This is a genomic window from Micromonospora sp. NPDC048905 (assembly GCF_040649655.1).
Taxonomy (GTDB): domain Bacteria; phylum Actinomycetota; class Actinomycetes; order Mycobacteriales; family Micromonosporaceae; genus Micromonospora.
The window spans coordinates 303,914-328,511 of record NZ_JBEZFV010000005.1 but is presented as its reverse complement, the minus strand read 5'-3'; the positions used below and the strand labels follow the sequence as shown (position 1 = coordinate 328,511).

General features: G+C 73.2%; 18 protein-coding genes and 1 pseudogene. 7 read left to right on the top strand and 12 right to left on the bottom strand.

Features of this window, described 5'->3' with window-relative positions:
- Positions 1 to 3: 3 nt before the first annotated feature.
- From AB0C01_RS16040 to mraZ, 3 genes and pseudogenes are all read right to left on the bottom strand, one after another.
- Positions 4 to 609, bottom strand: coding sequence for a hypothetical protein (locus AB0C01_RS16040; protein ID WP_357251040.1), 606 nt, complete (start codon positions 607 to 609; stop codon positions 4 to 6).
- Positions 599 to 1,708 (bottom strand): annotated as a pseudogene (gene rsmH, locus AB0C01_RS16035) (16S rRNA (cytosine(1402)-N(4))-methyltransferase RsmH). Before rsmH ends, AB0C01_RS16040 begins: the two are co-directional and overlap by 11 nt.
- 205 nt (positions 1,709 to 1,913) lie before the next feature.
- Positions 1,914 to 2,345, bottom strand: a complete 432-nt coding sequence (mraZ, locus tag AB0C01_RS16030) for a division/cell wall cluster transcriptional repressor MraZ (protein ID WP_357251037.1) — start codon at positions 2,343 to 2,345, stop codon at positions 1,914 to 1,916.
- A gap of 355 nt (positions 2,346 to 2,700) precedes the next feature.
- Between mraZ and AB0C01_RS16025 the strand changes: the two genes are divergently transcribed.
- The 4 genes from AB0C01_RS16025 to AB0C01_RS16010 are packed head-to-tail and all read left to right on the top strand — an operon-like array spanning position 2,701 to position 6,125.
- Positions 2,701 to 3,948 carry a MurT ligase domain-containing protein gene (locus tag AB0C01_RS16025; RefSeq protein WP_357251425.1) on the top strand — a complete coding sequence of 416 codons (1,248 nt, stop codon included), beginning with the start codon at positions 2,701 to 2,703 and terminating at the stop codon, positions 3,946 to 3,948.
- Positions 3,938 to 4,657, top strand: a complete 720-nt coding sequence (locus AB0C01_RS16020) for a glutamine amidotransferase (RefSeq protein ID WP_357251035.1) — start codon at positions 3,938 to 3,940, stop codon at positions 4,655 to 4,657. The genes AB0C01_RS16025 and AB0C01_RS16020 overlap by 11 nt, the downstream gene beginning before the upstream one ends.
- On the top strand, positions 4,654 to 5,337 hold the full coding sequence (locus AB0C01_RS16015) for a VTT domain-containing protein (protein WP_357571476.1): 684 nt from the start codon (positions 4,654 to 4,656) through the stop codon (positions 5,335 to 5,337). Before AB0C01_RS16020 ends, AB0C01_RS16015 begins: the two co-directional genes overlap by 4 nt.
- A 2-nt stretch (positions 5,338 to 5,339) precedes the next feature.
- Positions 5,340 to 6,125 (top strand): phosphotransferase, encoded by a 786-nt coding sequence (locus AB0C01_RS16010; RefSeq protein ID WP_357571475.1) that lies wholly within the window; start codon positions 5,340 to 5,342, stop codon positions 6,123 to 6,125.
- A gap of 126 nt (positions 6,126 to 6,251) precedes the next feature.
- Here the strand turns inward: AB0C01_RS16010 and leuS are convergent, their stop codons facing one another.
- Positions 6,252 to 9,092 (bottom strand): leucine--tRNA ligase, encoded by a 2,841-nt coding sequence (leuS, locus tag AB0C01_RS16005; RefSeq protein ID WP_357571474.1) that lies wholly within the window; start codon positions 9,090 to 9,092, stop codon positions 6,252 to 6,254.
- Positions 9,093 to 9,495: 403 nt separating this feature from the next.
- Here leuS and AB0C01_RS16000 point away from each other — a divergent pair, with 403 nt between their 5' ends.
- Genes AB0C01_RS16000 through AB0C01_RS15990 form a run of 3 tightly spaced genes read left to right on the top strand, consistent with a single transcriptional unit; the run spans position 9,496 to position 14,342 of the window.
- A complete protein-coding gene (locus AB0C01_RS16000) occupies positions 9,496 to 10,548 on the top strand; it encodes a MoxR family ATPase (protein ID WP_357251025.1) in 1,053 nt (350 codons plus the stop codon).
- A 1-nt stretch (position 10,549) separates the two neighbouring features.
- Entirely contained in the window at positions 10,550 to 11,848 is a 1,299-nt protein-coding gene (locus AB0C01_RS15995) for a DUF58 domain-containing protein (RefSeq protein ID WP_357251023.1), read from the top strand.
- Positions 11,849 to 11,864: 16 nt separating this feature from the next.
- On the top strand, positions 11,865 to 14,342 hold the full coding sequence (locus AB0C01_RS15990; protein WP_357251020.1) for a DUF3488 and transglutaminase-like domain-containing protein: 2,478 nt from the start codon (positions 11,865 to 11,867) through the stop codon (positions 14,340 to 14,342).
- Positions 14,343 to 14,638: 296 nt separating this feature from the next.
- Here the strand turns inward: AB0C01_RS15990 and AB0C01_RS15985 are convergent, their stop codons facing one another.
- From AB0C01_RS15985 to AB0C01_RS15950, 8 genes are all read right to left on the bottom strand, one after another.
- Positions 14,639 to 15,037 (bottom strand): DUF3040 domain-containing protein, encoded by a 399-nt coding sequence (locus AB0C01_RS15985; RefSeq protein ID WP_088988398.1) that lies wholly within the window; start codon positions 15,035 to 15,037, stop codon positions 14,639 to 14,641.
- Between the two features lie 116 nt (positions 15,038 to 15,153).
- Positions 15,154 to 16,413 (bottom strand): DNA polymerase IV, encoded by a 1,260-nt coding sequence (locus AB0C01_RS15980; RefSeq protein ID WP_357251017.1) that lies wholly within the window; start codon positions 16,411 to 16,413, stop codon positions 15,154 to 15,156.
- A 62-nt stretch (positions 16,414 to 16,475) separates the two neighbouring features.
- Entirely contained in the window at positions 16,476 to 17,642 is a 1,167-nt protein-coding gene (locus AB0C01_RS15975) for a nucleotide pyrophosphatase/phosphodiesterase family protein (protein WP_357571473.1), read from the bottom strand.
- Positions 17,639 to 18,388 carry a methyltransferase domain-containing protein gene (locus AB0C01_RS15970; RefSeq protein ID WP_357251011.1) on the bottom strand — a complete coding sequence of 250 codons (750 nt, stop codon included), beginning with the start codon at positions 18,386 to 18,388 and terminating at the stop codon, positions 17,639 to 17,641. Before AB0C01_RS15970 ends, AB0C01_RS15975 begins: the two co-directional genes overlap by 4 nt.
- Before the next feature lie 18 nt (positions 18,389 to 18,406).
- Positions 18,407 to 18,583 carry a hypothetical protein gene (locus AB0C01_RS15965; RefSeq protein ID WP_357251008.1) on the bottom strand — a complete coding sequence of 59 codons (177 nt, stop codon included), beginning with the start codon at positions 18,581 to 18,583 and terminating at the stop codon, positions 18,407 to 18,409.
- A 93-nt stretch (positions 18,584 to 18,676) separates the two neighbouring features.
- Positions 18,677 to 22,042 (bottom strand): error-prone DNA polymerase, encoded by a 3,366-nt coding sequence (locus tag AB0C01_RS15960; RefSeq protein ID WP_357571472.1) that lies wholly within the window; start codon positions 22,040 to 22,042, stop codon positions 18,677 to 18,679.
- Between the two features lie 42 nt (positions 22,043 to 22,084).
- Positions 22,085 to 23,773, bottom strand: a complete 1,689-nt coding sequence (locus tag AB0C01_RS15955; protein WP_357571471.1) for a DNA polymerase Y family protein — start codon at positions 23,771 to 23,773, stop codon at positions 22,085 to 22,087.
- Positions 23,770 to 24,495 (bottom strand): hypothetical protein, encoded by a 726-nt coding sequence (locus AB0C01_RS15950; protein ID WP_357250999.1) that lies wholly within the window; start codon positions 24,493 to 24,495, stop codon positions 23,770 to 23,772. Before AB0C01_RS15950 ends, AB0C01_RS15955 begins: the two co-directional genes overlap by 4 nt.
- Between the last annotated feature and the right edge of the window lie 103 nt (positions 24,496 to 24,598).

The window sequence follows — 24,598 nt, the reverse complement described above, 5'->3', positions numbered from 1 at the left end:
GGGTCAGCCTCCCGCACCCTGGCTGGTCACCGACGGCTTACCGGTCGCCGGCTGCGGCACACCGATGGTCTTACCGTCCGGCAGCCGGATGTAGCCCGGCTCGCCAGCGTCCACCAGGCCCAGCCGCCGCGCCTCGGCGGTCAGGTTGCCCGGCGCCTCGTACTCGGCGATCCGCTTGTCCAACTGCTGCTTCTCCAGGTCCAGTCGAGCCTGCTGCTGCTGCAACCGCTCCAGCCGGAACGCGTTCTCGTTGATTTTGGTGTTGACCGCCAGGATGCCCAGCACCCCGCCGACCACCAGCACCACGATCAGCGCCGCGAACGGCGCACGCGGCACCGAGATCGGCGACGGCGGTGCGACCCGCAGCCGCGGCGGCCGGGCGCTGGAGGCGCTGGCGGCCTTCTCGACCGGCCGCAGCGCGGCGGCGCCCTGGGTCGGGAACTCGCGCGCCCCCCGGGCGCGAGTCTCCCCCTGCTGGTTCACTCGATCGATGCGTGGCGTACCGTTTCCGAGGCGCGGAGCCCGCTCCGCCGCGGTCCGGCCCCCCGACCGCGGTGCGCGCTGCCCGTCGCCGGTGACGTCCCGGCGGCCGCGCTTGTCAATGTTCATGTCCCTCCCCCTCAACGTCCGTCCCTCTGCCGTCCCGGTGCCCCTGACCCCCCACGGATCAGGCGGACCCCGGGCCCGGTTGGTGCATTCCCTTCACCCGTCGGCGAGACCGTTCGCGGTCGGTCCGCCCAAGCTCTGTCGCGTTCGGATCGAGTCGTTCCGCGGCCCGCAGCCGCACCGAGGCGGCCCGCGGGTTCACGGCGACCTCCGCCTCCCCGGGCAGTTCGGCGCCCCGGCTGAGCAGCCGGAACGTCGGACCCGACCCGGGAAGCTCGACCGGGAGGTCGACCGGGCCCTTACTGCGGACCCGGTCCGCGAGCGCCACCTTGGTGAGCCTGTCCTCCAGGGAGTGGTAGGACAGGACCACCATGCGACCGCCCACGGTCAGTGCGTCGAGTGCTGATGGCAACGCTGACTCCAGCGCCGCCAACTCTCTGTTTACCTCGATCCGTAAAGCCTGAAACGTTCTCTTTGCCGGATGACCGCCCGTTCGTCGGGCTGGCGCCGGAATGGACTCCCGGACCAGCTCCGCCAACCGCGCGGACGAGGTGATCCGGCCGCGTTCCCGCTCCCGCAGGATCGCCGAGGCGATCCGGCCGGCAAACTTCTCCTCGCCGTAGACCCGCAGCACCCGGGCCAGGTCCGGATGCGCGTAGGTGTTGACCACCTCCTCGGCGGTCACCCCCCGGGTCTGGTCCATCCGCATGTCCAGTGGCGCGTCCTGGGCGTACGCGAACCCGCGGTCGGGCGCGTCCAACTGCAACGACGACACACCCAGGTCGAACAGGATGCCGTCGATGCCCGGATAGCCCAGCCGGTCCAGTACCTCGGGCAACTCGTCGTAGACGGCGTGCTCCAGATGCACCCGATCGGCGAACCGGGCCAGCCGGACCCGCGCGTGAGCGAGCGCCTCGGTGTCCCGGTCGAGCCCGATCAGGACCGTCTCCGGGTGTGCCTCGAGCACCGCCTCCGCGTGCCCGGCCAGACCGAGCGTCGCGTCGACGTGGACCGTCCGGCCGCCTCGACCCAGCGCGGGGGCCAGCAGCTCAAGACACCGCTCGAGCAGCACCGGCACGTGCGTGCCGCGCAACTCCCCCATGTTGACCCCCACTGGTTGAAACGTCCGTTCTCCTCGTGCGCCTGTCGTCGGACGGCGCTGCCGTCGTACCGCCAGATCCCCATCCGCTCCCGCCGGACACCGGACCGTCGCCCGATGACTGGATCGTGCGCCTGGCACCGGGGAAGGGGTGCCAGGAACTCGAAAGCGGCTGGAGATCTCGCAGTACGTCGGGCGCCGTTCCGCCCTACAGACCGCCGGGCAGCACCCCCTCCGAGATGTCGGCGAAGTCGTCCTCGCTGTCGGCGAGGTAGGTCTCCCAGGCTGCCTTGTCCCAGATCTCCACCCGCGTGCTCGCGCCGATCACGACCAGGTCGCGGTCCAGCGCGGCGTACGCCCGCAGGTGGGCCGGAATGGTTACCCGACCCTGCTTGTCCGGAACCTCGTCGTGCGCGCTGGCGAAGAAGACCCGGCTGTAGGCCCGGGACGCCTTGTGCGTCATCGGCTGCGCGCGCAACTGGTCCGCGATCCGCTGGAACTCAGGGGTCGGGAAGACGTAGAGGCAGCGCTCCTGCCCTTTGGTTACCACGACACCCCCCGCCAGCTCATCCCGAAACTTGGCCGGAAGGATCAACCGGCCCTTTTCGTCCAGGCGTGGAGTGTGGGTGCCGAGAAACACCGGCCCTACCCCCTCGCCCCTGAGCGGCGTTCGCGGCGCCGCTGACCCCCCGGGCCGGTGAGCCCTCCCGGCCTCACCATTGGCCCCCACTCTACTCCACTTCCCTCCACCTGCAACCAGATTGGCCCGCGCGGCGTGTCCGATCCGGTGGCAAAACTGCACGTCACGAGGGGTGGAGCGGAGTGGAGGGCCGCAGTGGCCAGCCGGCGTGGTCCGCTTTCCGACATAGATCGACTCCGTCCGGTGGAGGTCCTCCCGGCCGCCCGCGCCGCTGCCACGGCCGAACGGTTCACCGTCGGCGGCGATCTGGCGGGGCGGACGGTCCGGTAACCTCGCTCGCGTGACGGACGCGAAAATGCCCCTACGGGCCAAGGTGGCCAGCTCCGTGTCACGGACCGCCGCGGCGCTCTCCCGGGCGGCCGGCCGTGGCGACGGTTCGGTGATCGGCGGGTGGATCGGCCTGAAGATCGACCCGGACCTGCTGGCCCACCTGTCGGCCGGGCGTGCGATCGCGCTCGTCTCCGGCACCAACGGCAAGACCACCACCACCCGACTGACCTCCGCGGCGGTCGGCGTGCTCGGCCGGGTCGCCACCAACTCGTTCGGTGCCAACATGCCCAGCGGGCACACCTCGGCACTGGCCAAGGCGGGCAGCACCCCGTACGCGGTGCTGGAGGTGGACGAGCACTACCTCGCCCAGGTGCTGGAGGCGACCGAGCCGCACGTGGTCGCGCTGCTCAACCTCTCCCGCGACCAGCTCGACCGCGCCAAGGAGGTCGCCATGATGGCGCAGCTCTGGCGTGCGGCGCTGGTCCGGCACACGAACGTCCGGGTGGTGGCCAACGCCGACGACCCGCTCGTGGTCTGGGCGGCCACCCCGCCGGGGGACCCCGCCCGGGGCATCAACCCGCCGCCGGTGACCTGGTTCAGCGCCGGCCAGCGCTGGCACGACGACTCCTGGGTCTGCCCGGAGTGCGGCTCCACCATCCAGCGCTCCGGTGAGCAGTGGTGGTGCACCGGCTGCCCGTTGCGCCGACCGGAGCCGAACTGGGTCGTCGAGGACGAGGGCGTGCTCGACCCCACCGGAGCCTGGCACAAGGTTTCCCTCCAGCTGCCCGGCAAGGTCAACCTCGGCAACGCGGCGACCGCGCTGGCGGTGGCCGCCGAGTTCGGCGTACGCCCGGTCGACGCGGTGTCCCGCCTCGGCATCGTCACCTCGGTGGCCGGCCGCTACGCGCAGGTCGACAAGGACGGGCGCAACATCCGGCTGCTGCTGGCCAAGAACCCGGCCAGTTGGCTGGAGGCGTTCGACATGGCCGACGACGCGCCGACCCTGCTCTCCATCAACGCGCGCGACCCCGACGGTCTGGACACCTCCTGGCTCTACGACGTCGACTTCGCCCCGCTGCGTGGCCGGCAGGTATTGATCACCGGCGACCGGGCATACGACCTGGCGGTTCGACTGGACGTCAACGACGTCCCGTTCCAGCACGTCCGCACGTTCGACGACGCGCTCCGGTCGGTCCCGCCCGGGCGGCTGGAGGTCATCGCGAACTACACCGCGTTCCAGGACATCCGAGCGGAGTTGGACCGTGTCATCTGAGAGCCTGCGCATCGTCTGGATCTATCCCGACCTGCTGTCCACCTACGGCGACCGGGGCAACGCCCTGATCCTCGCCCGCCGGGCCCGCCAACGCGGCATGCCGGTCGAGGTGCTGGAGGTCCGCTCCGACCAGCGGCTGCCCGCGACCGCCGACATCTACCTGGTCGGCGGCGGCGAGGACGGCCCGCAGGCGTTGGGCGCCCAGCGGCTGATCGCCGACGGCGGCCTGCACCGGGCGGTCGCCCAGGGGTCGGTGGTGTTCGGCGTCTGCGCCGGCTACCAACTGCTCGGCACCTCCTTCTTCGCCAAGGGTGTGCAGTGTCGGGGGCTGGAGCTGCTCGACCTGCAGTCCGACCGGGGCGAGAGCCGGGCCGTCGGCGAGCTGGCCGGTGAGATCGACCCCCGGCTGGGTCTGCCCCCGCTCACCGGTTTCGAGAACCACGGCGGTCGCACCCACCTCGGTCCGGAGGTCGCCCCGCTGGCCCGCGTCAGCGTCGGGGTCGGCAACGACGGCGCCACCGAGGGCGCGTGGCGCGGCAAGCTGCTGGGCACGTATTCGCACGGCCCGGCACTGGCCCGCAACCCGGCCCTGGCCGACCTGCTGCTGCGCTGGGCCACCGGCGCACACCAGCTTCCCCCTCTGGACGACACCTGGTCGGACCGGCTCCGCAACGAGCGCCGCTCCGCAGTGGCCCCCGCCCGGGCATGATCCGAGCCGTCCGGCGGCTGCTCCGGCAGCCGTCGGCCGCCCGGTTCGCCCTGCTCGTCCTGCTGATCGGCGGTTGCGGGCTCCTGCTGCTCCTGGTGCCCCGGCCGGATCCGGCGCAGCTACCCCGGCTGGCGGACCGGCTGGGTGACCTCGCCCCGGTGGCGGCCATCCTCGGCGGCGCGCTGCTGCTGGTCGCCCTGGTCCCCCGGACCTTCGTCACGCTCGCCGCGGGCGCGATCTTCGGCCCGCTGGAGGGCGCCGCGTACGCCCTGGGCGCCGCGCTGGTGGCCGCGGCGATCGGGTTCGGGGTCGGCCGGCTGCTCGGCCGGGAGTTCGTCGCCGAACGGGTCCGTGGTCGCCTGGCCCGCCTCGACGGCTGGTTCGCCCGGCAGAGCGTGGTCGGTGTGGTCACCGTCCGGCTGCTACCCATCGCCGGCTTCGGGCTGGTCAGCTACGGCTACGGCACGACCGGCGCCCGGGTGCTGCCGTTCCTGGCCGGGAGCGTCATCGCCTCCGCGCCGACCGCCTTCGGCTACGCGGCGATCGGTGCCGCGGTCAGCTCCCCGGGCCACATCAACTGGTACGCCGCCGCCCCGGCCAGCCTCGGCCTGATCGCCGGCGTGGTGCTCATCCACCAGTGGTGGCGCGCTGAGCGCCGACGTCGACGAATGCCGGTCTGACCGTGCCCGAGCCGACCGCTGATCCGGCCGAAGAGCCCCTGTCCGGCGGGTTCGTCACCGACGTGGTCCGGATCGGCGACACGGTACGACGTACCCCGCCCGTCAACCTGGACTTCGTCGGTGCGTTGCTGCGCCACCTGGCCGAGGTGGGCGCGGACCTCGCGCCTCGCCACCTGGGCGTCGACGACCACGGCCGGCAGATGCTCAGCTACGTCGCGGGGCGGGTGCCGTGGCGGAACCAGGAGGATCCGGCGTTCTTCAGCGACCCGGCGCTGGTGCGGCTGGCCGAGCTGATCCGACGGTTGCACGACGCGTGCGCGGGCACCGAGCTGGCCGGCGACGCCGAGACGGTGTGTCACCGCGACCTGTCGCCGAAGAACACGGTGTACCGCGACTTCCCCGCCGGGCCGCTCCCAGTGGTCTTCGTCGACTGGGACCTGGCCGCCCCGGGCCGGCGGATCGAGGACGTCGCGTTCGCCGGTTGGCACTGGGCCGCGTTGGGCGACGGCGCCGACCCCGTCGAGCTGGGCAGGCGCTGCCGAATCCTCTGCGACGCCTACGACGCGGCGTCCAACGAGACCGCACCGGGCAGGCTGGCGCGAGGTGAGCTGGTGGGCGTGATGCTCGACCAGATCGAGAGCACCTGGCGAGGCATCGACGCCGGCGCCGACCGCGACGAGCCGGGCATGCGCCGGCTGCGCGACGAGGGAACGGTCGACGGGATACGCCGCTGGCAGGACTGGCTGCACACCCACCGCGAGGTCGTTACGGCCGCGCTGAAAGCCTGACCGGCCGCCCGCCCACCACCCAGGTCGATCATGGAGTTGTGGTGGGGGATCAAACCCCTGCCAAGGGGCATACCAGGCACCACAACTCCATGATCGACGCCGGTCAGGGCAAGCGCCGGTCCCCGGTCAGGCGACTACCGAGACCATTCGGCCCTTGACCACGATGACCTTGCGGGGCTCCTTGCCGGCCAGGGTCGCGGCCACCGCGTCCAGGGCCGCCGCGCGGACGGTCTCCTCGGCGGCGTCGGCGGGGACCTCGATGCGGCCACGGACCTTGCCGTTGACCTGCACCGGATAGGTCACCGTGTCGGCCACCAGCAGCGCCGGGTCGGCGGTCGGGAAGTCCGCGTACGTCAGCGAGGTGTCGTGGCCCAGCTTGCGCCACAACTCCTCGGCCACGTGCGGGGCGAACGGCGCCACCATCAGCACCAGCGGCTCGGCCACCTCACGCGGCGTGGCCGACAGGCCGGTCAGCCCGTTGGTCAACTGGATCAGCTTGGCGATCGCGGTGTTGAACCGGATGCCGTCCATGTCGCCGCGGACCCCGTCGATCACCGTGTGCAGCAGCCGGCGGGTCGCCTCGTCGGCCGGGTCCTCGGTGATCCGCGGCTCGCCGGTCTCCTCGTCGACGACGGCCCGCCAGACCCGCTGCAGGAACCGGTACGAGCCGACCACCGCCCTGGTCTCCCAGGGGCGGGACACCTCCAGCGGACCCATCGACATCTCGTACACCCGGAAGGTGTCCGCGCCGTAGGCGGCGCACATGTCGTCGGGGGTCACCACGTTCTTCAGCGACTTGCCCATCTTGCCGTACTCGCGGTTGACCGTCAGGTCGCCCAGGTAGTAGGCGCCGTCGCGCTCCATGACCTCCTCGGCCTGCACGTAGCTGCCGCGCGAGTCGGTGTACGCGTACGCCTGGATCATGCCCTGGTTGAACAGCTTGCGGAACGGCTCGAACGACGACACGTGCCCCAGGTCGAACAGCACCTTGTGCCAGAACCGCGCGTACAGCAGGTGCAGCACAGCGTGCTCGGCGCCACCGACGTACAGGTCGGTGCCTCCGCAGTCACCCTCGCGTTGCGGGCCCATCCAGTAGCGCTCGTTCTCCGCGTCGACGAACCGCCCGCTGTTCGTCGGGTCCAGGTAGCGCAGCTCGTACCAGCAGGAGCCGGCCCACTGCGGCATCACGTTGGTCTCGCGGGTGTAGCGCTTCGGCCCGTCACCCAGGTCCAACTCGACCTCGACCCAGTCGCGCCGCCGCGACAGCGGGGTCTCCGGGTCGCTGTTGGCGTCGTCGGCGTCGAACGTCTTCGGGGAGAAGTCGTCCACCTCCGGCAACTCGACCGGCAGCATCTCCTCCGGCAGGGCGATGGCCGCGCCGGTCTCGTCGTAGACGATCGGGAACGGCTCACCCCAGTACCGCTGGCGGGAGAACAGCCAGTCGCGCAGCCGGTAGGTCACCGCGCCGGTGCCGTGCCCGTTCGCCTCCAGCCAGGCGATGGTCGCCGCCTTGGCGTCGGCGACCCCCAGGCCGTTCAGGTCCAGGCCGCGGTCGTGCGCGGCGCTGTTGATCGCCGGGCCGTCCCCGGTGTACGCCTTGCCGTCGAAGCCCTCCGCCGGCTGCACGGTGCGCACGATGGGCAGCTCGAAGACCTCGGCGAACGCCCAGTCCCGCTCGTCCTGGGCCGGCACCGCCATGATCGCGCCGGTGCCGTAGCCGGCCAGCACGTAGTCGGCGATGAAGATCGGGATCTGCCCGCCGGTGACCGGGTTGGTGGCGTACGCGCCGATGAAGACGCCGGTCTTCTCCTTGGTGTCGGACTGCCGCTCGACGTCGGTCTTGGCCGCCGCCGCCTTGCGGTACGCCTCGACGGCCACCCGGGGGCTGGCGTGCCCACCGGTCCAGGCGTCCCTCGTGCCGTCCGGCCAGGCGGCCGGCACCAGCGTGTCGACCAGCTCGTGCTCGGGCGCCAGCACCATGTAGGTGGCACCGAAGACGGTGTCCGGCCGGGTCGTGAACACCCGCACCGGCGCCTGCTCGGTGGCGAAGTCGATGTGGGCGCCGGTGGAGCGGCCGATCCAGTTGCGCTGCATCAGCTTGATCGGCTCGGGCCAGTCCAGGGTGTCCAGGTCGTCCAGCAGTCGGTCACCGTACGCGGTGATCCGCATCTTCCACTGCTTCAGGTTGCGCTTGAAGACCGGGAAGTTGCCCCGGTCGGAGCGCCCGTCGGCGGTGACCTCCTCGTTGGCCAGCACGGTGCCCAGCCCGGGGCACCAGTTGACCGGAGCGTGCGAGACGTACGCCAGGCGGTGGTCGTCGACGACCTGACGGCGCTCGGCGACGCTCAGCTCGGCCCACGCGCGGCCGTCCGGGGTGGGCCGGTTACCGCCCTCGAACTCGGCGATCAGCTCGGCGATCGGACGGGCCCTGCCGGCGTCGCGGTCGTACCAGGAGTTGAAGATCTGCAGGAAGATCCACTGGGTCCAGCGGTAGAAGTCGGTGTCGATGGTGGCCACCGAACGGCGCTCGTCGTGCGCCAGCCCCAGCCGGCGCAGCTGCGCCTTGTACCGCTCGATGTTCGCCACGGTGGTGGTCCGGGGGTGGGTGCCGGTCTGCACCGCGTACTGCTCGGCGGGCAGGCCGAACGCGTCGAAGCCCATCGCGTGCAGCACGTTGCGACCGGCCATCCGCTGGTAGCGGGCGTAGCAGTCGGTGCCGATGTAGCCCAGCGGGTGGCCGACGTGCAGGCCGGCTCCGGAGGGGTACGGGAACATGTCCAGCACGTACAGCTTCTCCGCGCCGGCGCGGGGGTGGGTCGGGTCGGCCAGCGGGCCGGTCGGGTTCGGTGCGTGGAAGGTGCCCTCGCGCGCCCAGGTGTCCTGCCAACGGACCTCGATCTCGTCGGCCAGGGCTGCGGTGTACCGGAACGGGGGAATGTCGCCCGCCGGTGCGGCTGCCTCACTCATCGTCTCTCCTCGCTTCGCTTCGCTTCGTCTCGGCGTCGCCGGGCCGGGCCGGCGGCGGGCACAAAAATGCCCCTCGCACAGGAGGGGCCGCCGTGCTGTCGCTGCGTTCAGCGCATCAGCACGGCCCGGTAAGAAGCAGGAAGACTCCGGCCATGTTCCGCAGTGTACCGCGCCGGCCGCCCGCCCCGCCGGCCGCAGGGGTACGCCGGGCCGGGTCCCCCGAGGCGGCGAATATCGGGGCGTAACCGACGGACTACCTGCGGGGGTCGGCGATAACGACAAACATGGTTAGCCTGAGAGGCTAGTGAGAATCCTGCGGCAAACGAGGCTCGACGTCGCGAACCCAACGGCGGGTCCAGGTGCTCTCTAGAGAGCTGCCGTGACGGCGACGAGGAGGAGGCCCGTGACACAACAGACCTGGGACGAGGTGGGCGGCCTACTGCCGCACGACGAGTTCCGCGCCGCCAGCGAGGCCATCGTGGCCAACATCGAGCAGGTCATCGAGGGTAAGACCGCCACCGTGCGGCTCGCCCTGGCCGTCCTGCTCGCCGAGGGTCACCTCCTGATCGAAGACGTTCCCGGTGTCGGCAAGACCAAGCTGGCCAAGGCCCTCGCTCGGTCCATCGACTGCACGGTACGACGGATCCAGTTCACCCCCGACCTGCTGCCCAGCGACGTCACCGGGGTCAGTGTCTACAACCAGGAGACGCACGACTTCGAGTTCCGCCCGGGTGCCGTCTTCGCCAACCTGGTGGTCGGCGACGAGATCAACCGGGCCTCGCCGAAGACCCAGTCGGCGCTGCTGGAGTGCATGGAGGAGCGGCAGGTCACCGTCGACGGGGTGACGTACCAGCTCCAGACCCCGTTCATGGTCATCGCCACCCAGAACCCGATCGAGATGGAGGGGACCTACCCGCTGCCCGAGGCGCAGCGCGACCGGTTCACCGCCCGCATCGCGATGGGTTACCCGGACTCCAACGCCGAGCTGGCCATGCTCGACGGCCACGGTGCCACCGACCCGCTGAACGAGCTGCGAGCGGTCTCCGACGCGGCAATCGTCCGGCAGCTCATCGCCACCGTCCGGCAGGTGCACGTCGCGGACGCGGTCAAGCAGTACGCGATCGACCTGGTCACCGCCACCCGCGAGGCCCCCGACCTGCGGCTCGGCGCCTCCCCCCGGGCCACCCTGCAGTTGCTGCGCACCGCCCGGGCGGTCGCCGCCCTGGAGGGCCGCGACTACGTGCTCCCCGACGACCTGCAGGCCCTGGCGGTGCCGGTGCTCGCGCACCGGATCATCCCGACCGCCGACGCGCAGCTCGCCCGGCGCACCACCGACGCGATCGTCTCCGAGCTGGTGCACCGCCTGCCGCTGCCGCACGACCGGCAGCGCAACCCGTACGACACCCGGCCCGCTTCCGGCAACGGCCGCGCGCCCTACGAGCCGCGGAGGCCATGACGTGCGTGCCGGGCTGCGCGGGCTGACCACCCGCGGGCGCTCCTTCCTCGCCGCCGCGGCCGCGGCGGCGATCTCGTCCGGCATCCTCGGCGAGAGGGACCTGCTGCGGGTGGCGGTGCTGCTGGCCGTCCTGCCGTTGCTGGCCGCGGCCTACGTCGGGCGCAGCCGTTACAAGCTGGCCTGCAACAGGTCCCTGGACCCGCACCGGGTTCCGGTCGGTGCCAACTCCCGCGTGGTGCTGCGTCTGCAGAACCTCTCCCGGCTACCGACCGGCACCCTCCTGCTGGAGGACCGGTTGCCCTACGCCCTGGGCAGCCGACCCCGGGTGGTGTTGGAGCGGCTCGGCGCGCACCAGGCGAGTTCGGTGGCGTACACCGTGCGGGCCGATGTGCGGGGCCGGTACGACGTGGGTCCGCTGGTGGTCCGGATAACCGACCCGTTCGGCCTCTGCGAACTCACCCGGTCCTTCCCCAGCACCGACCACCTGACGGTCATCCCGCAGGTCACTCCCCTGCCGTCGGTCCGGCTCCCCGGGGAGTACGCGGGCAGCGGCGACAGCCGCGCCCGGTCGGTGGCGGTGCACGGCGAGGACGACGCGGCGACCCGGGAGTACCGGCGCGGCGACGACCTGCGTCGGGTGCACTGGAAGTCCACCGCGCGTACCGGCGAGCTCATGGTGCGCCGCGAGGAGCAGCCGTGGGAGAGCCGAGCCACCGTCGTGCTGGACACCCGGGCGTACGGTCACCGCGGCGAGGGGCCGACGGCCAGTTTCGAGTGGTCCGTCTCCGCCGCCGCGAGCATCGCCGTCCACCTGCGCCAGGCCGGCTACAAGCTGCGCCTGGTCACCGGCTCGGGCGTCGACGTGGACGCGTCGGAGGCCGGCGGTGACGGGGCGCTGCTCGACCACCTCGCGGAGGTGCGCCTCGATCAGCGCGCCGAGGTGACAGGTCTCGTGCAGCGGGTCCGTCAGCGCGCCGACGGCGGGTTGATCATCGGGCTGTTCGGCACGGTGAGCGTGGCCGAGGCCGAGCTGCTGGCCGGGCTGCGGGGCAACGGCGCCACCTGCATCGGCTTCCTGCTCAACAGCTCCACCTGGCTCAGCCTGCCGGAAAAGGCCCGGGCGGAGGCGGAGCACGCGCACGCCGCCGCCGTCCTCGCCATGTTGCAGAGTGGCTGGCGGGTCGTCGGCGTCGACCACGGTGCCCGACTGCCGACGCTGTGGCCGCAGACCGGTCGGGGCTCCCAGGGCTTCGCCCTGCGCGCCGCGCTGGCGGAGACGGTCGCCGGCGGCGTGCGATGAACGGAAGGGTCCCCTCATGATCGCCAGTCGCCACATCGGCCTGGTGGCGGCCACGGCCACGCTGCTGGCCGCCGCGCCGCTGTCGGCCATCTTCCAGAGCTGGACGTGGCTCGTCGAGTCGATCATCGCGGTCGCCGTGGTGGCCGGGGCCGCCGCGCTGACCAGGCTGGTCCGGGCACCACTGTGGGGTCAGGTGCTGGGCATGCTTGCCGGGTTGGCCCTCGCGCTGACCTGGATGTTCCCCAGCGACCAGGAACTGCTCGCCGTCGTGCCCACGCCGAGCACGTTCGCGCACTTCGCCGACCTGCTCAACGCCTCCCTGCAGGACATGCGCACGTACGGGGTCGAGGTCCCGGACACCGACCCGCTGCTGTTCATCGCCGTGCTCGGCGTCGGCGCGGTCGCCGTACTGGTGGATGTCCTGGCGGTGGGGCTGCGCCGGCCCGCGCTGGCGGGGTTGCCGATGCTCGCGATCTACTCGGTGCCGGTCGCCGTCTACGTGGACAGCGTCCCCGCGACGCCGTTCGTGGTGGGCGCCGCCGGTTACCTCTGGCTGCTGGTCACCGACAACGTCGACCGGGTACGCCGGTTCGGGCGTCGGTTCACCGGCGACGGCCGAGACGTCAACGTGTGGGAGGCCTCGCCGCTGGCGTCGGCTGGCCGTCGGCTCGCGGTGGTCGGGGTGGTGCTGGCGGTGGCGCTGCCGTTGGCGGTGCCCGGCATGAGCGGCGGGCTCCTCGACTCCCTCAGTCGAGGTCCGGGCAACGGCAACGGCAACGGGTCCGGTTCGGGCGGCACCTCGGGTCGGATCGACCTCTTCGCCTCGCTCGCCGGTCAGCTCAACCAGTCCCAGGTGGCCGACCTGGTCAAGGTCACCACCTCGGAACGCGACCCGTTCTACCTGCGCTACGCGGTGGCCGACGAGCTGCGTCCGAACGGTTTCCAGGCGCGCAGCCCGAGCGGCCGGCCGGCCAACCGGGACCTGCCCAACCCGGCCGAGCGGGCGCGCCCCGGCGTGCAGCAGACCAGCTACCGGGCCACCGTCGAGGTCACCAAGAGCCTGAGCATGTCGCTCATGCCGGTGTACGCCGAGCCGGTGCGCACCGACGACCTCAGCGGCAACTGGCTCTACGACCCCACCCAGCAGGTCGTCTTCTCCAACCGGGAGAACTCCCGGGGCCGGAAGTACTCCTTCGACTACGTCCGCTCGACGTACACGCCGGCGACGCTGCGGGCCGTCCAATCGCTGCCGACCGACCACCCGGTACGTCGGCAGATGACCGCCACCCCCGGGCCGGTGCCCGAGGTGGAGGAACTGGTCAACGGCCTGACCCAGGGTAAGCGCACCGACTACGACAAGGTGTTGGCGATCTACCAGCACTTCTCGGCGGACAACGGGTTCAGCTACCGGCTGAGCACCGAGAGCGGCAGCAGCGGGCAGGACATCGTCAACTTCCTCACCAACAAGGTCGGCTACTGCCAGCAGTACGCCGCCGCGATGGCCTGGCTGGTCCGTTCGGCGGGCATTCCGGCCCGGGTGGCGTTCGGGTTCACCAACGGCAGCAAGCGCGACGGTGACACGTTCACGTTGACCAACCTCAACCTGCACGCCTGGACCGAGGTCTTCTTCAACGGGGTCGGCTGGGTGCCGTTCGACGCCACCCCGACGTACGGGGTGCCGGGGTCCACCCGCTCGGCCTGGGCGCCGGACACTGACGCGCCGGAGCCGTCCACCCCGGGCACCGGCGTCACGGACGCCCCGGCGGGCCCGGAGGAGTCGGCCGGTCCGGCCGGGCCGGACAACGCCGACCGGGACGTCGACGACGGGCTGTCCCTGGGCGGCACCACGCCGGCCGAGCAGCCACCGGTCTGGCCGTGGTGGACGGCGGGCCTGCTGGCCCTGCTGGCGCTGCTCGCCATTCCCGCGCTGCGCCGGCTGATGCTGCGCCGTCGACGGGGTGGCCAGCCGGCGAGCGCCGCGATGGCCGCCACGGCAGCCGTCGGCGACGGTGTCGAGCCGGGGTCGCGGGTGGTGGTGGTCGGCGTGGACGCCGACCGTGCCCGCGCGGACGCACACGCCGCCTGGGCGGAACTGCTCGACACGATGGTGGACTTCCGGGTCCCGGTCGACCTGACCGAGACGCCCCGGGCCACCGCCGACCGGCTGGTCCGAGACACCCTCGGCGACGACACCGCCGCGACCGGGTCGGCGCGGCTGCTCGGCCAGGCGGAGGAGCGGGCCCGTTACGCACGGGACCCGCTGACCGGTGAGCGGTTGCTGCCGGCGCTACGCGCGGTCCGTGGGGCGCTCGCCGCACGGGCCGACCGACGCACCCGCCTGGTCGCCGCCGTGTTGCCGCCGTCGGTGCTGCTGCGGTGGCGGACCACCATGGCGGACACATCCGGCCGGATGGTGGCGCTGACCGGGCGAGCCCGGTACCGGCTGCTGCGCTGGAACCCTCGACGGCTGTTGGCGGACCGAGCGGCCCGCTGACCTGCCGAGCTGAGCGACGCCCGTCCCGTCCAGGGCCGGGGTGGCGGTCCACCGACCGCCACCCCGCCCGACAGCCCGTCCCGCCACATCAGGCCTGCCCCGCCGACTCCGGGTGCCGTCGACTCGCTTGATCAAGGCCAAGCGCATGATCAGGACGTGCGGGGTCGACGCATGAGCAGGGCGCTGCGGGCAGCACGAATGGGATAGGGGCGCGCAGCTACGACGCAGGTCGCCGGGAGCTGCGCCCGGCGACCCGCTCGTCGCGGCGTTCGGCCCGCCTCAGAGGCGGGACTGACTCAGCGGTGCCCCTCCGGGCGCTGCCGCCACCTGTCCTCCATGCGGTCCAGGAGCGACGACCGGCGACCGGACCGGCCACCGCGGGGACGACGACGACTTGTCGTGCCGCCCACCACGTGCAGGTCGGGTGACTGTGCTCGCCGGTGCGACTGCACCGCGAACGCGGCCGAGGCCAGCATGACGACAAAGCCCGCCACCGCCAGCGGTGGAGTCTTGATCACCGCCCCGTAGACCAGTAGAGCCAGGCCAGCGATGATGACGCCGGCGGCGACGAGCAGGCGACGCCGCGCATGGAAGCGCGGATCGCTGGCGCGCACGGCCGAGGCGAATTTGGGGTCCTCGGCAAGCGACCGCTCGATCTGCTCGAACAGCCGCTGCTCGTGCTCCGAGAGCGGCACGGCACTCCTCCCCGGTCACGTTGGTCGGGCCCACTCGGGCCGACAGACCGTGGCAGCCATCCGACTGCTTACCCGCAAGTCTACGAGGGGGGTCGCGCGTCGGAAAGCGGGACGACCTACGGGTGGGGTGGATTTTCCTTTCGTTGAGCGTCGCGGTCGCCCATCAGACTGGCCGGACCTATGACGGACCGCCCGAATCGGGCAGCGGCGGCGTCGGCGGCAGCTTCCGCCTCCCGCCAACCGCGCTCGGGCGCGCCGAGGGTGAGCTGTCGGTGCGCGCCCTGCGCCGGGGCGAGCCCCTCCACCCGGACACCGACGAGCCGGATCCGCTCGCCCGGGTCCAGTGCGGTGTAGAGCGCCCAGACCGTGTCGAACATCTCGCGGGCGGTGTCGGTGGCCACGTCGAGGGTGCGGGAGCGGCTGACGGTCCGGAAGTCGGCCAGCCGCACCTTGAGTGCGACGGTGCGCCCGACCTGCCCGGAGCCACGCAACCGGACGCCGACCTTGGCGCTGAGCGCGAGCAACGCGCGGCGGATCTCCAAAGGGTCGGCCACGTCGACGTCGAAGGTCACCTCGGCGCCGATCGACTTGTCGACGTGCTCGGGGCTGACCCGGCGTGGGTCCCGTCCCCAGGCCAGCTCGTGCAGGTGGGCCGCCGACGCCGCGCCGACCGCCTTGCGGAGCAGGCCCAACGGGGCCTCGGCGAGGTCGCCGACGGTGGCCAGGCCGAGCCTGCGCAGCGACTCGGCGGCCCGCTCCCCCACTCCCCAGAGCGCGTCCACCGGCAGCGGGTGCAGGAAGTCGAGCACCTGCCCCGAGGGCACCACCAGCAGGCCGTCCGGCTTGGCTCGGGTGGAACCGAGTTTCGCCACGAACTTGCTCGGCGCCACCCCGACCGAACAGGTGAGCGCCTGCTCGTCGGCGACCCGTTGGCGGATCAGTCGGGCGATGGCGGCCGGGGAGCCGAAGAGCCGACGGGCGCCGTTCACGTCGAGGAACGCCTCGTCGAGGGAGAGCGGCTCGACCAGCGGGGTGATGTCCCGGAAGATCTGCATCACCGCCCGGGAGGCGGCCGTGTAGGCGCTGAACTCCGGTGGCAGGTAGACCGCGTGCGGGCAGCGCGCCCGAGCCTGGCTGGTCGGCATCGCGCTGCGGACGCCGTAACGGCGGGCCTCGTAGCTGGCCGAGCTGACCACGCCGCGCGGCCCCACCCCGCCGACGACGACCGGCCGGCCGCGCAGCTCCGGTCGGCGGCGCACCTCGACGGCGGCGAAGAAGGCGTCCATGTCGACGTGCAGGATCGGGCTGCCGGAGTCGTCGGCATCCGGCCCGAAGCGCGGATCCCCACCCCGGGGCAACGACTGACTGCGGCCCATCCGGGCAGGTTAACCCGAAGGTACGACACCACCAGCCGCCGGCGGGCCGGACCGTGCGCCGGTCAGCCGCGCACGACCAGCAGCGGCACGGTCAGCTCGACGGCGGTGTCCGACCCGTGGTACGCCACCAGCTTCGACGCCATCGGCCGCTCGGTGCGGCTGGCCATGACCGCGTAGGTGTCGTTGCAGATCACCACCACGTCACCGATGCGCCCGAGGTGGTCCTCGGGCACCGGCCCGAACCAGCCGGTGGCCACCACCTCGTCGCGGGTGCGTACCCGCGCGGCGTCGCCGAGCACGGTCGACCAGGTGGCCACCACGTCGTCGAGCGCGCCCGGCGCGACGTGCAGGTACCGCACCCGGGCCTCACCGGCGACCACCCGGACCCCGTCGCGCAGGCGGGGGTCGGCGTCCAGGTCGAAGCGGTGCTCGGCGGGAATGTCGAGTTGGCCGTGGTCGGCGGTCACCAGCAGCGCCGCGTCCGGCGGGAGGCCGTCGACCAGTCGGGCGACCAGCGCGTCCACCTCGGTGGCGGCGGCCCGCCAGGGTGCCGAGTCGACGCCGCTGAGGTGGCCGTGCCGGTCCAGGTCGGCGTGGTAGCCGGAGACCAGCGTCGGCCCGGCGCCGGCGGACAGCGCGGCCAGCATGGCGGTGGCCACCGCGTCCCCACCGGCGGCGCCCCGGAAGTCGCCGCCCCGGTTGGCCGCCAGGGTCAACCCGCTGCCGCCGAACTCGGGCCGACTCACCACAGTCGTCGTCACACCGGCGGCGCGGGCGCGCTCCAACTGGGTGGTCACCGGCTGCCAGCTCAGCGGCGACGGATCGCCGGCCCAGTCGGTGTGGGTGAGCACGCGGTCCGTGCCCGGCACCCGCACGGTGAAGCCGAGCACCCCGTGTGCGCCGGGCGGCGCACCGGTGCCCAGCGACACCAGGCTGGTCGGGGTGGTGGACGGGAAACCCGCGATGAGCGGCCGGGCCGTGGTCGCGGCGAGCCCGGCGAGCGTCGGCGCGTACGGGGCGGCGGTCGGTACCTGGTACCAGCCGAGCCCGTCGACCAGCAGCACGGCGATCCGGCGCACCCCGGCCAGCGTGGGGGCCAGCCCGAGCGGGTCGGCCGAGCCGGGCACGCCCAGCACGGCGAGCGCGCTGGGCAGCACGTCCGCGAGACGGCCACCGCCGTGGTGCGGCCCGAGGACCGCCAGCGGCGGCCCGGGTGGCGGGTCGCTCATGCCGGTCGGCGGGCGAACAGGTGCAGTTGGGCGGCCAGGTCCCGGTACGGCGGTTGGGCGGCCAGCGCGCGTTCCAGCTCGACCAGGGCGGCGGACTGCCCGTCGGCGACCGCGGCCGGCAGCAGGTCGGCCAGCACTCGTACCCCGTGGATCTCCTCGACCACCAGCCCGGCGGCGCCGAGCAGCGCGGCGGCACCGGGGGCGTCGTAGCGCCGCCGCAGCGTGTCGCGCGGCCCGGCCGTGCCGGCGGGATCGGTGGCCAGGGCGGTCGCGACGTCCAGGTGCCCGTTCATCGCCCGGCCCAGCACGGCGGCGGCCCGGCCGGCGACCAGGACACTGGCCGCGCCGCCGGGACGCAGCGCGGTGGCCAGCGCGGCGACCACCGGCGTCGGGTCGTCGACCACCTCCAGCACGGCGTGGCAGAGCACCAGGTCGACGCCGGCCGGCTCGACCAGCCCGGCGAGGGCGTCACCGTCGCCCTGCACGGCGGCGATCCGGTCGGCCACCCCGGCCTCGGCGGCCCGACGGGTGAGCGCCGCGAGGGAGTCGGGGCTGGCGTCGACCACGGTGACCCGGTGCCCGGCGCGGGCCAGCGGAACGGCGAAACCGCCGGTGCCACCGCCCACGTCGAGCACGGTCAGCTCGGCGTCTCCGCGCCGGTCCAACTCGGCACGGAGCACCGACCAGATCACGGCGGTACGGGGTGTCAGCGGCGGCTCGGCGAACCGGCCTCGGGTCTGCTCCACCCGGTCGAGCCTAGTGGGTCAGGAGTCGGTGCCCTCGGCCTCGTCCTCGGCCCGGGACCGGCGCTCGTTGGCCACCGGACCGTTTGTCACCTCGTACTCGCGGGGGTCGGCGAGGTGCGATGGCACCCAGCCGGTGCCCAGCCGGGTCCGCCGGGCGTTGGCGATTCCACCGGTGTACGCGTGATTTCCCGTCATTGTCGTTCTCCCTCACGGATCACGGGCGGCTCTGCCCGCTCGGGACGAGTCTCCCGCCCAACGACCCAGGAAACCGTAATGTGGGTCACTCTCTCAGCGGAAGTCACGGGAGGCGGGGCTGACCGGCGGCTCGATGGCGTCCAGTCGGTCGGCGACCAGGTTGGTCACCCCCTCGTGCCGCTGCAACCGCCCCCGAACCACGAGCGCGGCGCTGGTCCGGGCCACCCGCCGGTAGCGCTGCCACAACCCCGGCGAGCAGGTGACGTTGAGCATCCCCGTCTCGTCCTCCAGGTTGAGGAAGGTGACCCCGCCCGCGGTCGCCGGACGTTGCCGGTGGGTGACGATGCCGCCGACCCGGATCCGTTGCCCCGGCTCCACCCGGCCCAGCCGGGCGATCGGCACCGCGCCGAGCACGTCGAGCTGACCCCGGATGAAGCGGGCCGGATGGCTCTCCGGGGACAGCCCGGTGGCCCACACGTCGGCGACCAGCCGGTCCACCGCCTCCATCCCGGGCAGCGTGGGGGCCGCCGCGCCGGTCACCGTGCCGGGCAGCCGGCCCGGCCGGTCCTGGGCCGCCGCGCCGGCGGCCCAGAGCGCCTCCCGCCGGGTCAGCCCGAAACAGGCGAAGGCGTCCGCGGTGGCCAGCGCCTCCAGTTGCGCGGCGGTGAGACCGACCCGCCGGGCCAGATCCGACATGTCCCGGTACGCCCCACCGGCGTCCCGGTCCGCCGCGATCCGCTCGGCCACGTCGGCGCCGAGGGTACGCACGCTGGACAGGCCGAGCCGGACGGCCGGGCCGCCCAGCCCCCACGCGTGCGGTGGCTCCCCCGGCCCGCTGCCCCACCGGGTGTCCGGGGTGGATTCCAGCACCGCCACCGCCCCGCTGGCGTTGATGTCCGGCCGGCGTACCTCCACGCCGTGCCGGCGCGCGTCGTCGACAAGGGTCTGCGGGGAGTAGAAACCCATCGGCTGAGCGTTGAGCAGCGCCGCCAGGAACGGCGCCGGGTGGTAGCGCTTGAGCCACGAGCTGGCGTAGACCAGGTAGGCGAAGCTCATCGCGTGGCTCTCCGGGAAGCCGTAGCTGGCGAACGCGGTGAGCTTGCGGTACACGTCGTCGGCCAGCTCGCCGGTGATGCCCCGCTCGGCCATCCCGGCGTAGAGCCGGTCGGCGATGCGGGTCATCCGCTCGACCGACCGTTTGGCGCCCATCGCCCGGCGCAACTGGTCGGCCTCGGCCGCGTCGAAGCCGGCCAGGTCGATCGCGAGCTGCATCAACTGCTCCTGGAACAGCGGCACACCCAGGGTCTTCTCCAGGGCGTTGCGCATCAGCGGGTGCGCGAACGTCACCGGCTCCTGGCCGTTCTTGCGCCGGATGAACGGGTGCACCGAACCGCCCTGGATCGGGCCGGGGCGGATCAGCGCCACCTCGACCACCAGGTCGTAGAACTCGCGGGGCTTGAGCCGGGGCAGGGTGGCCATCTGGGCACGACTCTCCACCTGGAACACCCCGACCGAGTCGGCCCGGCAGAGCATGTCGTAGACCTCCGGGTCGTCCAGGGTCATGTCACCCAGGTCGAGGCTCTCGCCGATCATGTCGTAGCCGTAGTGCAGGGCGGAGAGCATGCCGAGCCCGAGCAGGTCGAACTTGACCAGGCCCACCGCCGCGCAGTCGTCCTTGTCCCACTGGAGCACGCTGCGCCCGGGCATCCGCCCCCACTCCACCGGGCAGACCTCGATCACCGGCCGGTCGCAGATCACCATGCCGCCGGAGTGGATGCCCAGGTGCCGGGGGAACGTCTGCAACTCGTTGGCGTACTCCACCACCTGCTCGGGGATGTTCTCGACGTCGACCGTGGCGACCGAGCCCCACCTGTCGATCTGCTTGCTCCAGGCGTCCTGCTGACCGGGCGAGAAGCCGAACGCCTTGGCCACGTCCCGCACCGCCGACCGGGGTCGGTAGGAGATGACGTTGGCGACCTGGGCGGCGTGTTCCCGGCCGTAGCGGGTGTAGACGTGCTGGATCACCTCCTCCCGGCGGTCGGACTCGATGTCCACGTCGATGTCCGGTGGGCCGTCCCGCTCCGGGGCGAGGAACCGCTCGAAGAGCAGCCGGTGCCGGACCGCGTCCACATTGGTGATCCGCAGCGCGTAGCAGACCGCCGAGTTGGCCGCCGACCCCCGGCCCTGGCAGTAGATGTCCTGCTCACGGCAGAACGAGACGATGTCGTAGACCACCAGGAAGTAGCCGGGGAAGCCCAGCTCCTCGATCATGTTGAGTTCGTGGTCGAGTTGCGCGTACGCCGCCGGGTGCGCCTGCGGCGGCCCGTAGCGCTCGTGCGCGCCGTCCGCGGTCAGCTTGCGCAGCCAGCTCATCTCGGTGTGCCCCGGCGGCACCGGGTACGCCGGCAACTGCGGCGCGACCAGTTGCAGGTCGAAGGCCAACTCGGCGCCGAACTCGGCGGCCCGCGCCACCGCACCCGGGTACGCGGCGAACCGGGCCGCCATCTCCGCGCCGCTGCGCAGGTGGGCGGTGGCCGCGGCGGGCAGCCAACCGTCGATCTCGTCCAGGCTGCGGCGGGCCCGGACGGCGGCGACGGTGGTGGCCAGCCGACGCCGGCCGGGGCTGGCGTAGTGCACGTTGTTGCTGGCCACCGTCGGCAGCCCGGCCGCGGCGGCCAGCTCGGCGAGCGCGTCGTTGCGGTCGGCGTCGACGGGATGACCGTGGTCGGTCAGCTCCACCGCGACCGTCTCCGCGCCGAAGAGCGCGGTCAGCCGGTCCAACTCGCGCGCCGCCGCGTCCACGCCCTCGGTGAGCAGCGCACCCGGCACGTGCCCCTTGCGACAGCCGGTCAACACCAGCACGTGGTCACGCAGTTCCTCGGCGACCTGCTCCAGCTCCCCGTAGACCGGGCGGCCCTTCTCCCCGCCGCGCAGCTGGGCGCGGGCGATGGTGGTGGCCAGCCGGGCGTACCCCTCGTGGCCGTGCGCGAGCACCAGCAGGTGCGCGCCGTGCGGGTCGGGTTCGCCGTTCTGCGGGCCGGGCAGCCCGAGGGACAGCTCCGCGCCGAAGATGGTCGGCAGGCCCAGCGTCCGAGCCGCCTCGGCGAAGCGGACCACCCCGTAGAAGCCGTCGTGGTCGGTGACGGCGAGCGCGGTGAGCCCCAGCCGGGCCGCCTCCTCGGCCAGCTCCTCCGGGTGACTGGCACCGTCGAGGAAGCTGAAGTTGGTGTGCGCGTGCAGCTCCGCGTAGGGCACCACGCCGTCGGGGCGGGTCAGCTCCGGCGGCTGGTACCGCTCGCGGTGGCGACTCCAGGCCGGGGAGTCTCCCCCGTCGGCGTCCACGGCGAGCGGGTCCACCACGTGCAGGTGCCGCTCCTCACGCGACCGCCCGCCGCCGGCCCGCCCGGAGAGCACCCGCTCCAACTCCGACCAGGGCATCTTCGGGTTGTGGAAGCTCACCTGGCCGCCACCTCGCACCGATCACGGCCAGGGGACGTGTGCTCAGTCATAGATCGCCTCCACCAGCCACTGCCCGGCCTCGACGGCCAGCAGCAGGGCGGCGCCGTCGGCCAGGCTGACCTGGAACCGGGCCCGACGACGGGCCTCGGCCGGGGCCCACCACCGCTCGTCCACCGGCCACGGGCCGGCCCAGCCCACGATCTCCGCCGGCTGACCGGTGCCGACCACCAACCGAGCCGGTGGGGCGCTCACCGCCAGCCGCGCGCTGATCACCACCGGCTCGCCGGCGGCGTCGTGCACGGTCGCGGCGAGTGGGCTGGGCAGCACCACCGCCGGCGCCGGCGCCGGGAGTCGTCCGGGCCACGGCGGCACCCCGCCCGTGCCGCGGGCAGCAGGCCGACCGGCACCGCCGGCCCGGGCAGCGCCGCCGGCGCTCGACTCACCGGCCAGCGGCACCGAACCAGAACGCGCGACCGCCTCGCCGGGCAGCGGCGCCGGGCCGGGACGGGTGGGGAGACGTTCGTCGCCCCACGGCACCAGTCGCACCTGGTCGGCCGGGGAGCGACCACCGCCGAGCACAGCGGTGACCACCGCCTCCGGGCCGAGGATGCCCTGCACGCGGCTCAACGCCCGGTGTGCCCGGTCCCGCTCCTCACCGGCCTCCCCCCACAGGCCGACCTGTAGGCCGGCCTGGGCGATCACCCCGTCCGGGACCAGCCGCAAGCGGATGATGCCGGCCGTCGGCCGGGCCGGTCGTGCGCCGGTACGGCCGTTGCTGCCGGAGAGCCAACCGTCGAGTTGCCAGCGCACCCGGTCGGCGATGGCCGCGGCCGTGAGCAGGCCATCGTGCCGCCACACCCGGTGCAGCTCCTGACCGTGTTCGGTGACCGCCTCGATGCCGAGCCGGGTGCAGGCCAGCCCGCGCCCGGCCAGCCCCTCGTGCAACTGTTCGGCCAACGCCCGGGCCGCGAACGCCGCCGCGTCGACCCGGTCGATCGGTTCGTCGTACCCGGCGGTCACCGTCAGGTCGGCCGGTGGCTGCCGGACGGCGAGCGGTCGGTGGTCGCGCCCGGCCGCGAGCCGGTGGGCCAACGCTCCGTCGAACCCGAACCGGGCCACCACGTCGCCGGCCGGCAACGCGGCGAAGTCGCCGAGGGTACGCACCCCCAGCCGGCGCAGCAGGTCGGCCAATGCCGACCGGCCGAGCGCCTCGACCGGCAACCCGGCCAGGAACTCCGGTGTCCCGCCCGGTGCCACCACCCGGCCGGCGCGGGCGGCCAACCCGGCCGCGAACACCCCGTCGGCGATGCCTACCTGACTCTCCACCAGGCACGACTGGGCGACATGCTCGATGATCCGCTCAGCGGCCGCCTCCTCACCGCCGAGGTAGCGGCCCGGCCCCCGGGCGGCCACCGCGCAGGCGCCCGGACGGACCACCTCCACGCCGGCGACCAACTCCTCCACCGCGGCGACCACCGGCTCGAACGCCCGGGCGTCCCGGCCTGGGTCGTATTCCACGACGGTGAGTTGCGGGCAGCGACCCTGCGCCTCCCGCTTACGCAGACCTCGGCGTACCCCCTCGGCGCGGGCCCGCTCGGAGCAGGCGACCACCCGGTTGGCGTGCAGCACGGCCACCGGGCTGGTCGCCGGCACCCCGTCGACGATCTCGGCGGCGAGCACCGGCCAGTCCGGGCACCACAGCAGCAGGGTGCGTGGTGGAGAACCGGTCACCCCCGACCGACCAGGGCAAGCGGCGCGGCCGGTCGGCCCACGGTCGACGGCACCGTGCGGGGAATGACCCGGGTCAGCTCGTCACCCGGGAGCCAGACCTTGATCTCCTTGGGTCGGGCGGCCGCCCCGCGCCCGCGCGCCGAGACGGTGACCTCCCGGCGGCGCAGCCGCCCCCGGCCCTGACCGAGCCCTTCCCACACTCCACGGACCACCCGCAGTGTCACGTCCGCGCCGTCCCACCGGCCGTACGGGACGAGCACGCTGCCGCGCTGCCGGGCCCGGGCGGCCAGCCGGGTGGCGACCGAGGCGGAGACCGTGGCCGGCACGGTGGTGACCACGACGTCCACCCCGTCGATCAGCGCGGCGACCACGGTGGCCCACTCTGGGCCGGGATTCGGCACCAGGGCCAGCCGGTCCAGGGCGATGCCCAGCTCAGCGGCCGCACCCGCACCGAACGTCGGCACACCGACCACGGCGCACCACGAGCCGGCCCGGGACGCCTCAGCGAGCAGGGCCAGCATCAGCGAGGTGCCGCCGCTGCGCTGGGGCTGGCCGGCGGCGACCGCGATGGTGCTCCCCCGGCGCAGGCCTCGGTTGGGCAGCAGACCGGTCAGCTCGGGTGCCACCGGCAGCACCCGATGGCCACCGACCGGGTCGGGTGCGCTCGCCGGGCGCACCAGATCGGCCAGTGCGGCGGAACCGACCACCATGCGGCCCGCCATTGGACCAACCCCCCGTCGTTGCTGCTGCTGCTGCTGTGGATCACATTCAGGACCGGCACGCCGTGCCACCGCCCGCCCGGCTCCCCCCGCGGGGCGGTCGGTG

Bases quoted from the DNA above. Each gene is read 5' to 3' on its own strand.
- AB0C01_RS16015 (WP_357571476.1), top strand. From the start codon at position 4,654: ATGATCCGAGCCGTCCGGCGGCTGCTCCGGCAGCCGTCGGCCGCCCGG.
- AB0C01_RS15980 (WP_357251017.1), bottom strand. From the start codon at position 16,413: ATGGGCCGCAGTCAGTCGTTGCCCCGGGGTGGGGATCCGCGCTTCGGG.
- AB0C01_RS16025 (WP_357251425.1), top strand. From the start codon at position 2,701: ATGCCCCTACGGGCCAAGGTGGCCAGCTCCGTGTCACGGACCGCCGCG.
- AB0C01_RS15950 (WP_357250999.1), bottom strand. From the start codon at position 24,495: ATGGCGGGCCGCATGGTGGTCGGTTCCGCCGCACTGGCCGATCTGGTG.
- leuS (WP_357571474.1), bottom strand. From the start codon at position 9,092: ATGAGTGAGGCAGCCGCACCGGCGGGCGACATTCCCCCGTTCCGGTAC.
- AB0C01_RS16040 (WP_357251040.1), bottom strand. From the start codon at position 609: ATGAACATTGACAAGCGCGGCCGCCGGGACGTCACCGGCGACGGGCAG.
- AB0C01_RS15990 (WP_357251020.1), top strand. From the start codon at position 11,865: ATGATCGCCAGTCGCCACATCGGCCTGGTGGCGGCCACGGCCACGCTG.
- AB0C01_RS15965 (WP_357251008.1), bottom strand. From the start codon at position 18,583: ATGACGGGAAATCACGCGTACACCGGTGGAATCGCCAACGCCCGGCGG.
- AB0C01_RS15975 (WP_357571473.1), bottom strand. From the start codon at position 17,642: ATGAGCGACCCGCCACCCGGGCCGCCGCTGGCGGTCCTCGGGCCGCAC.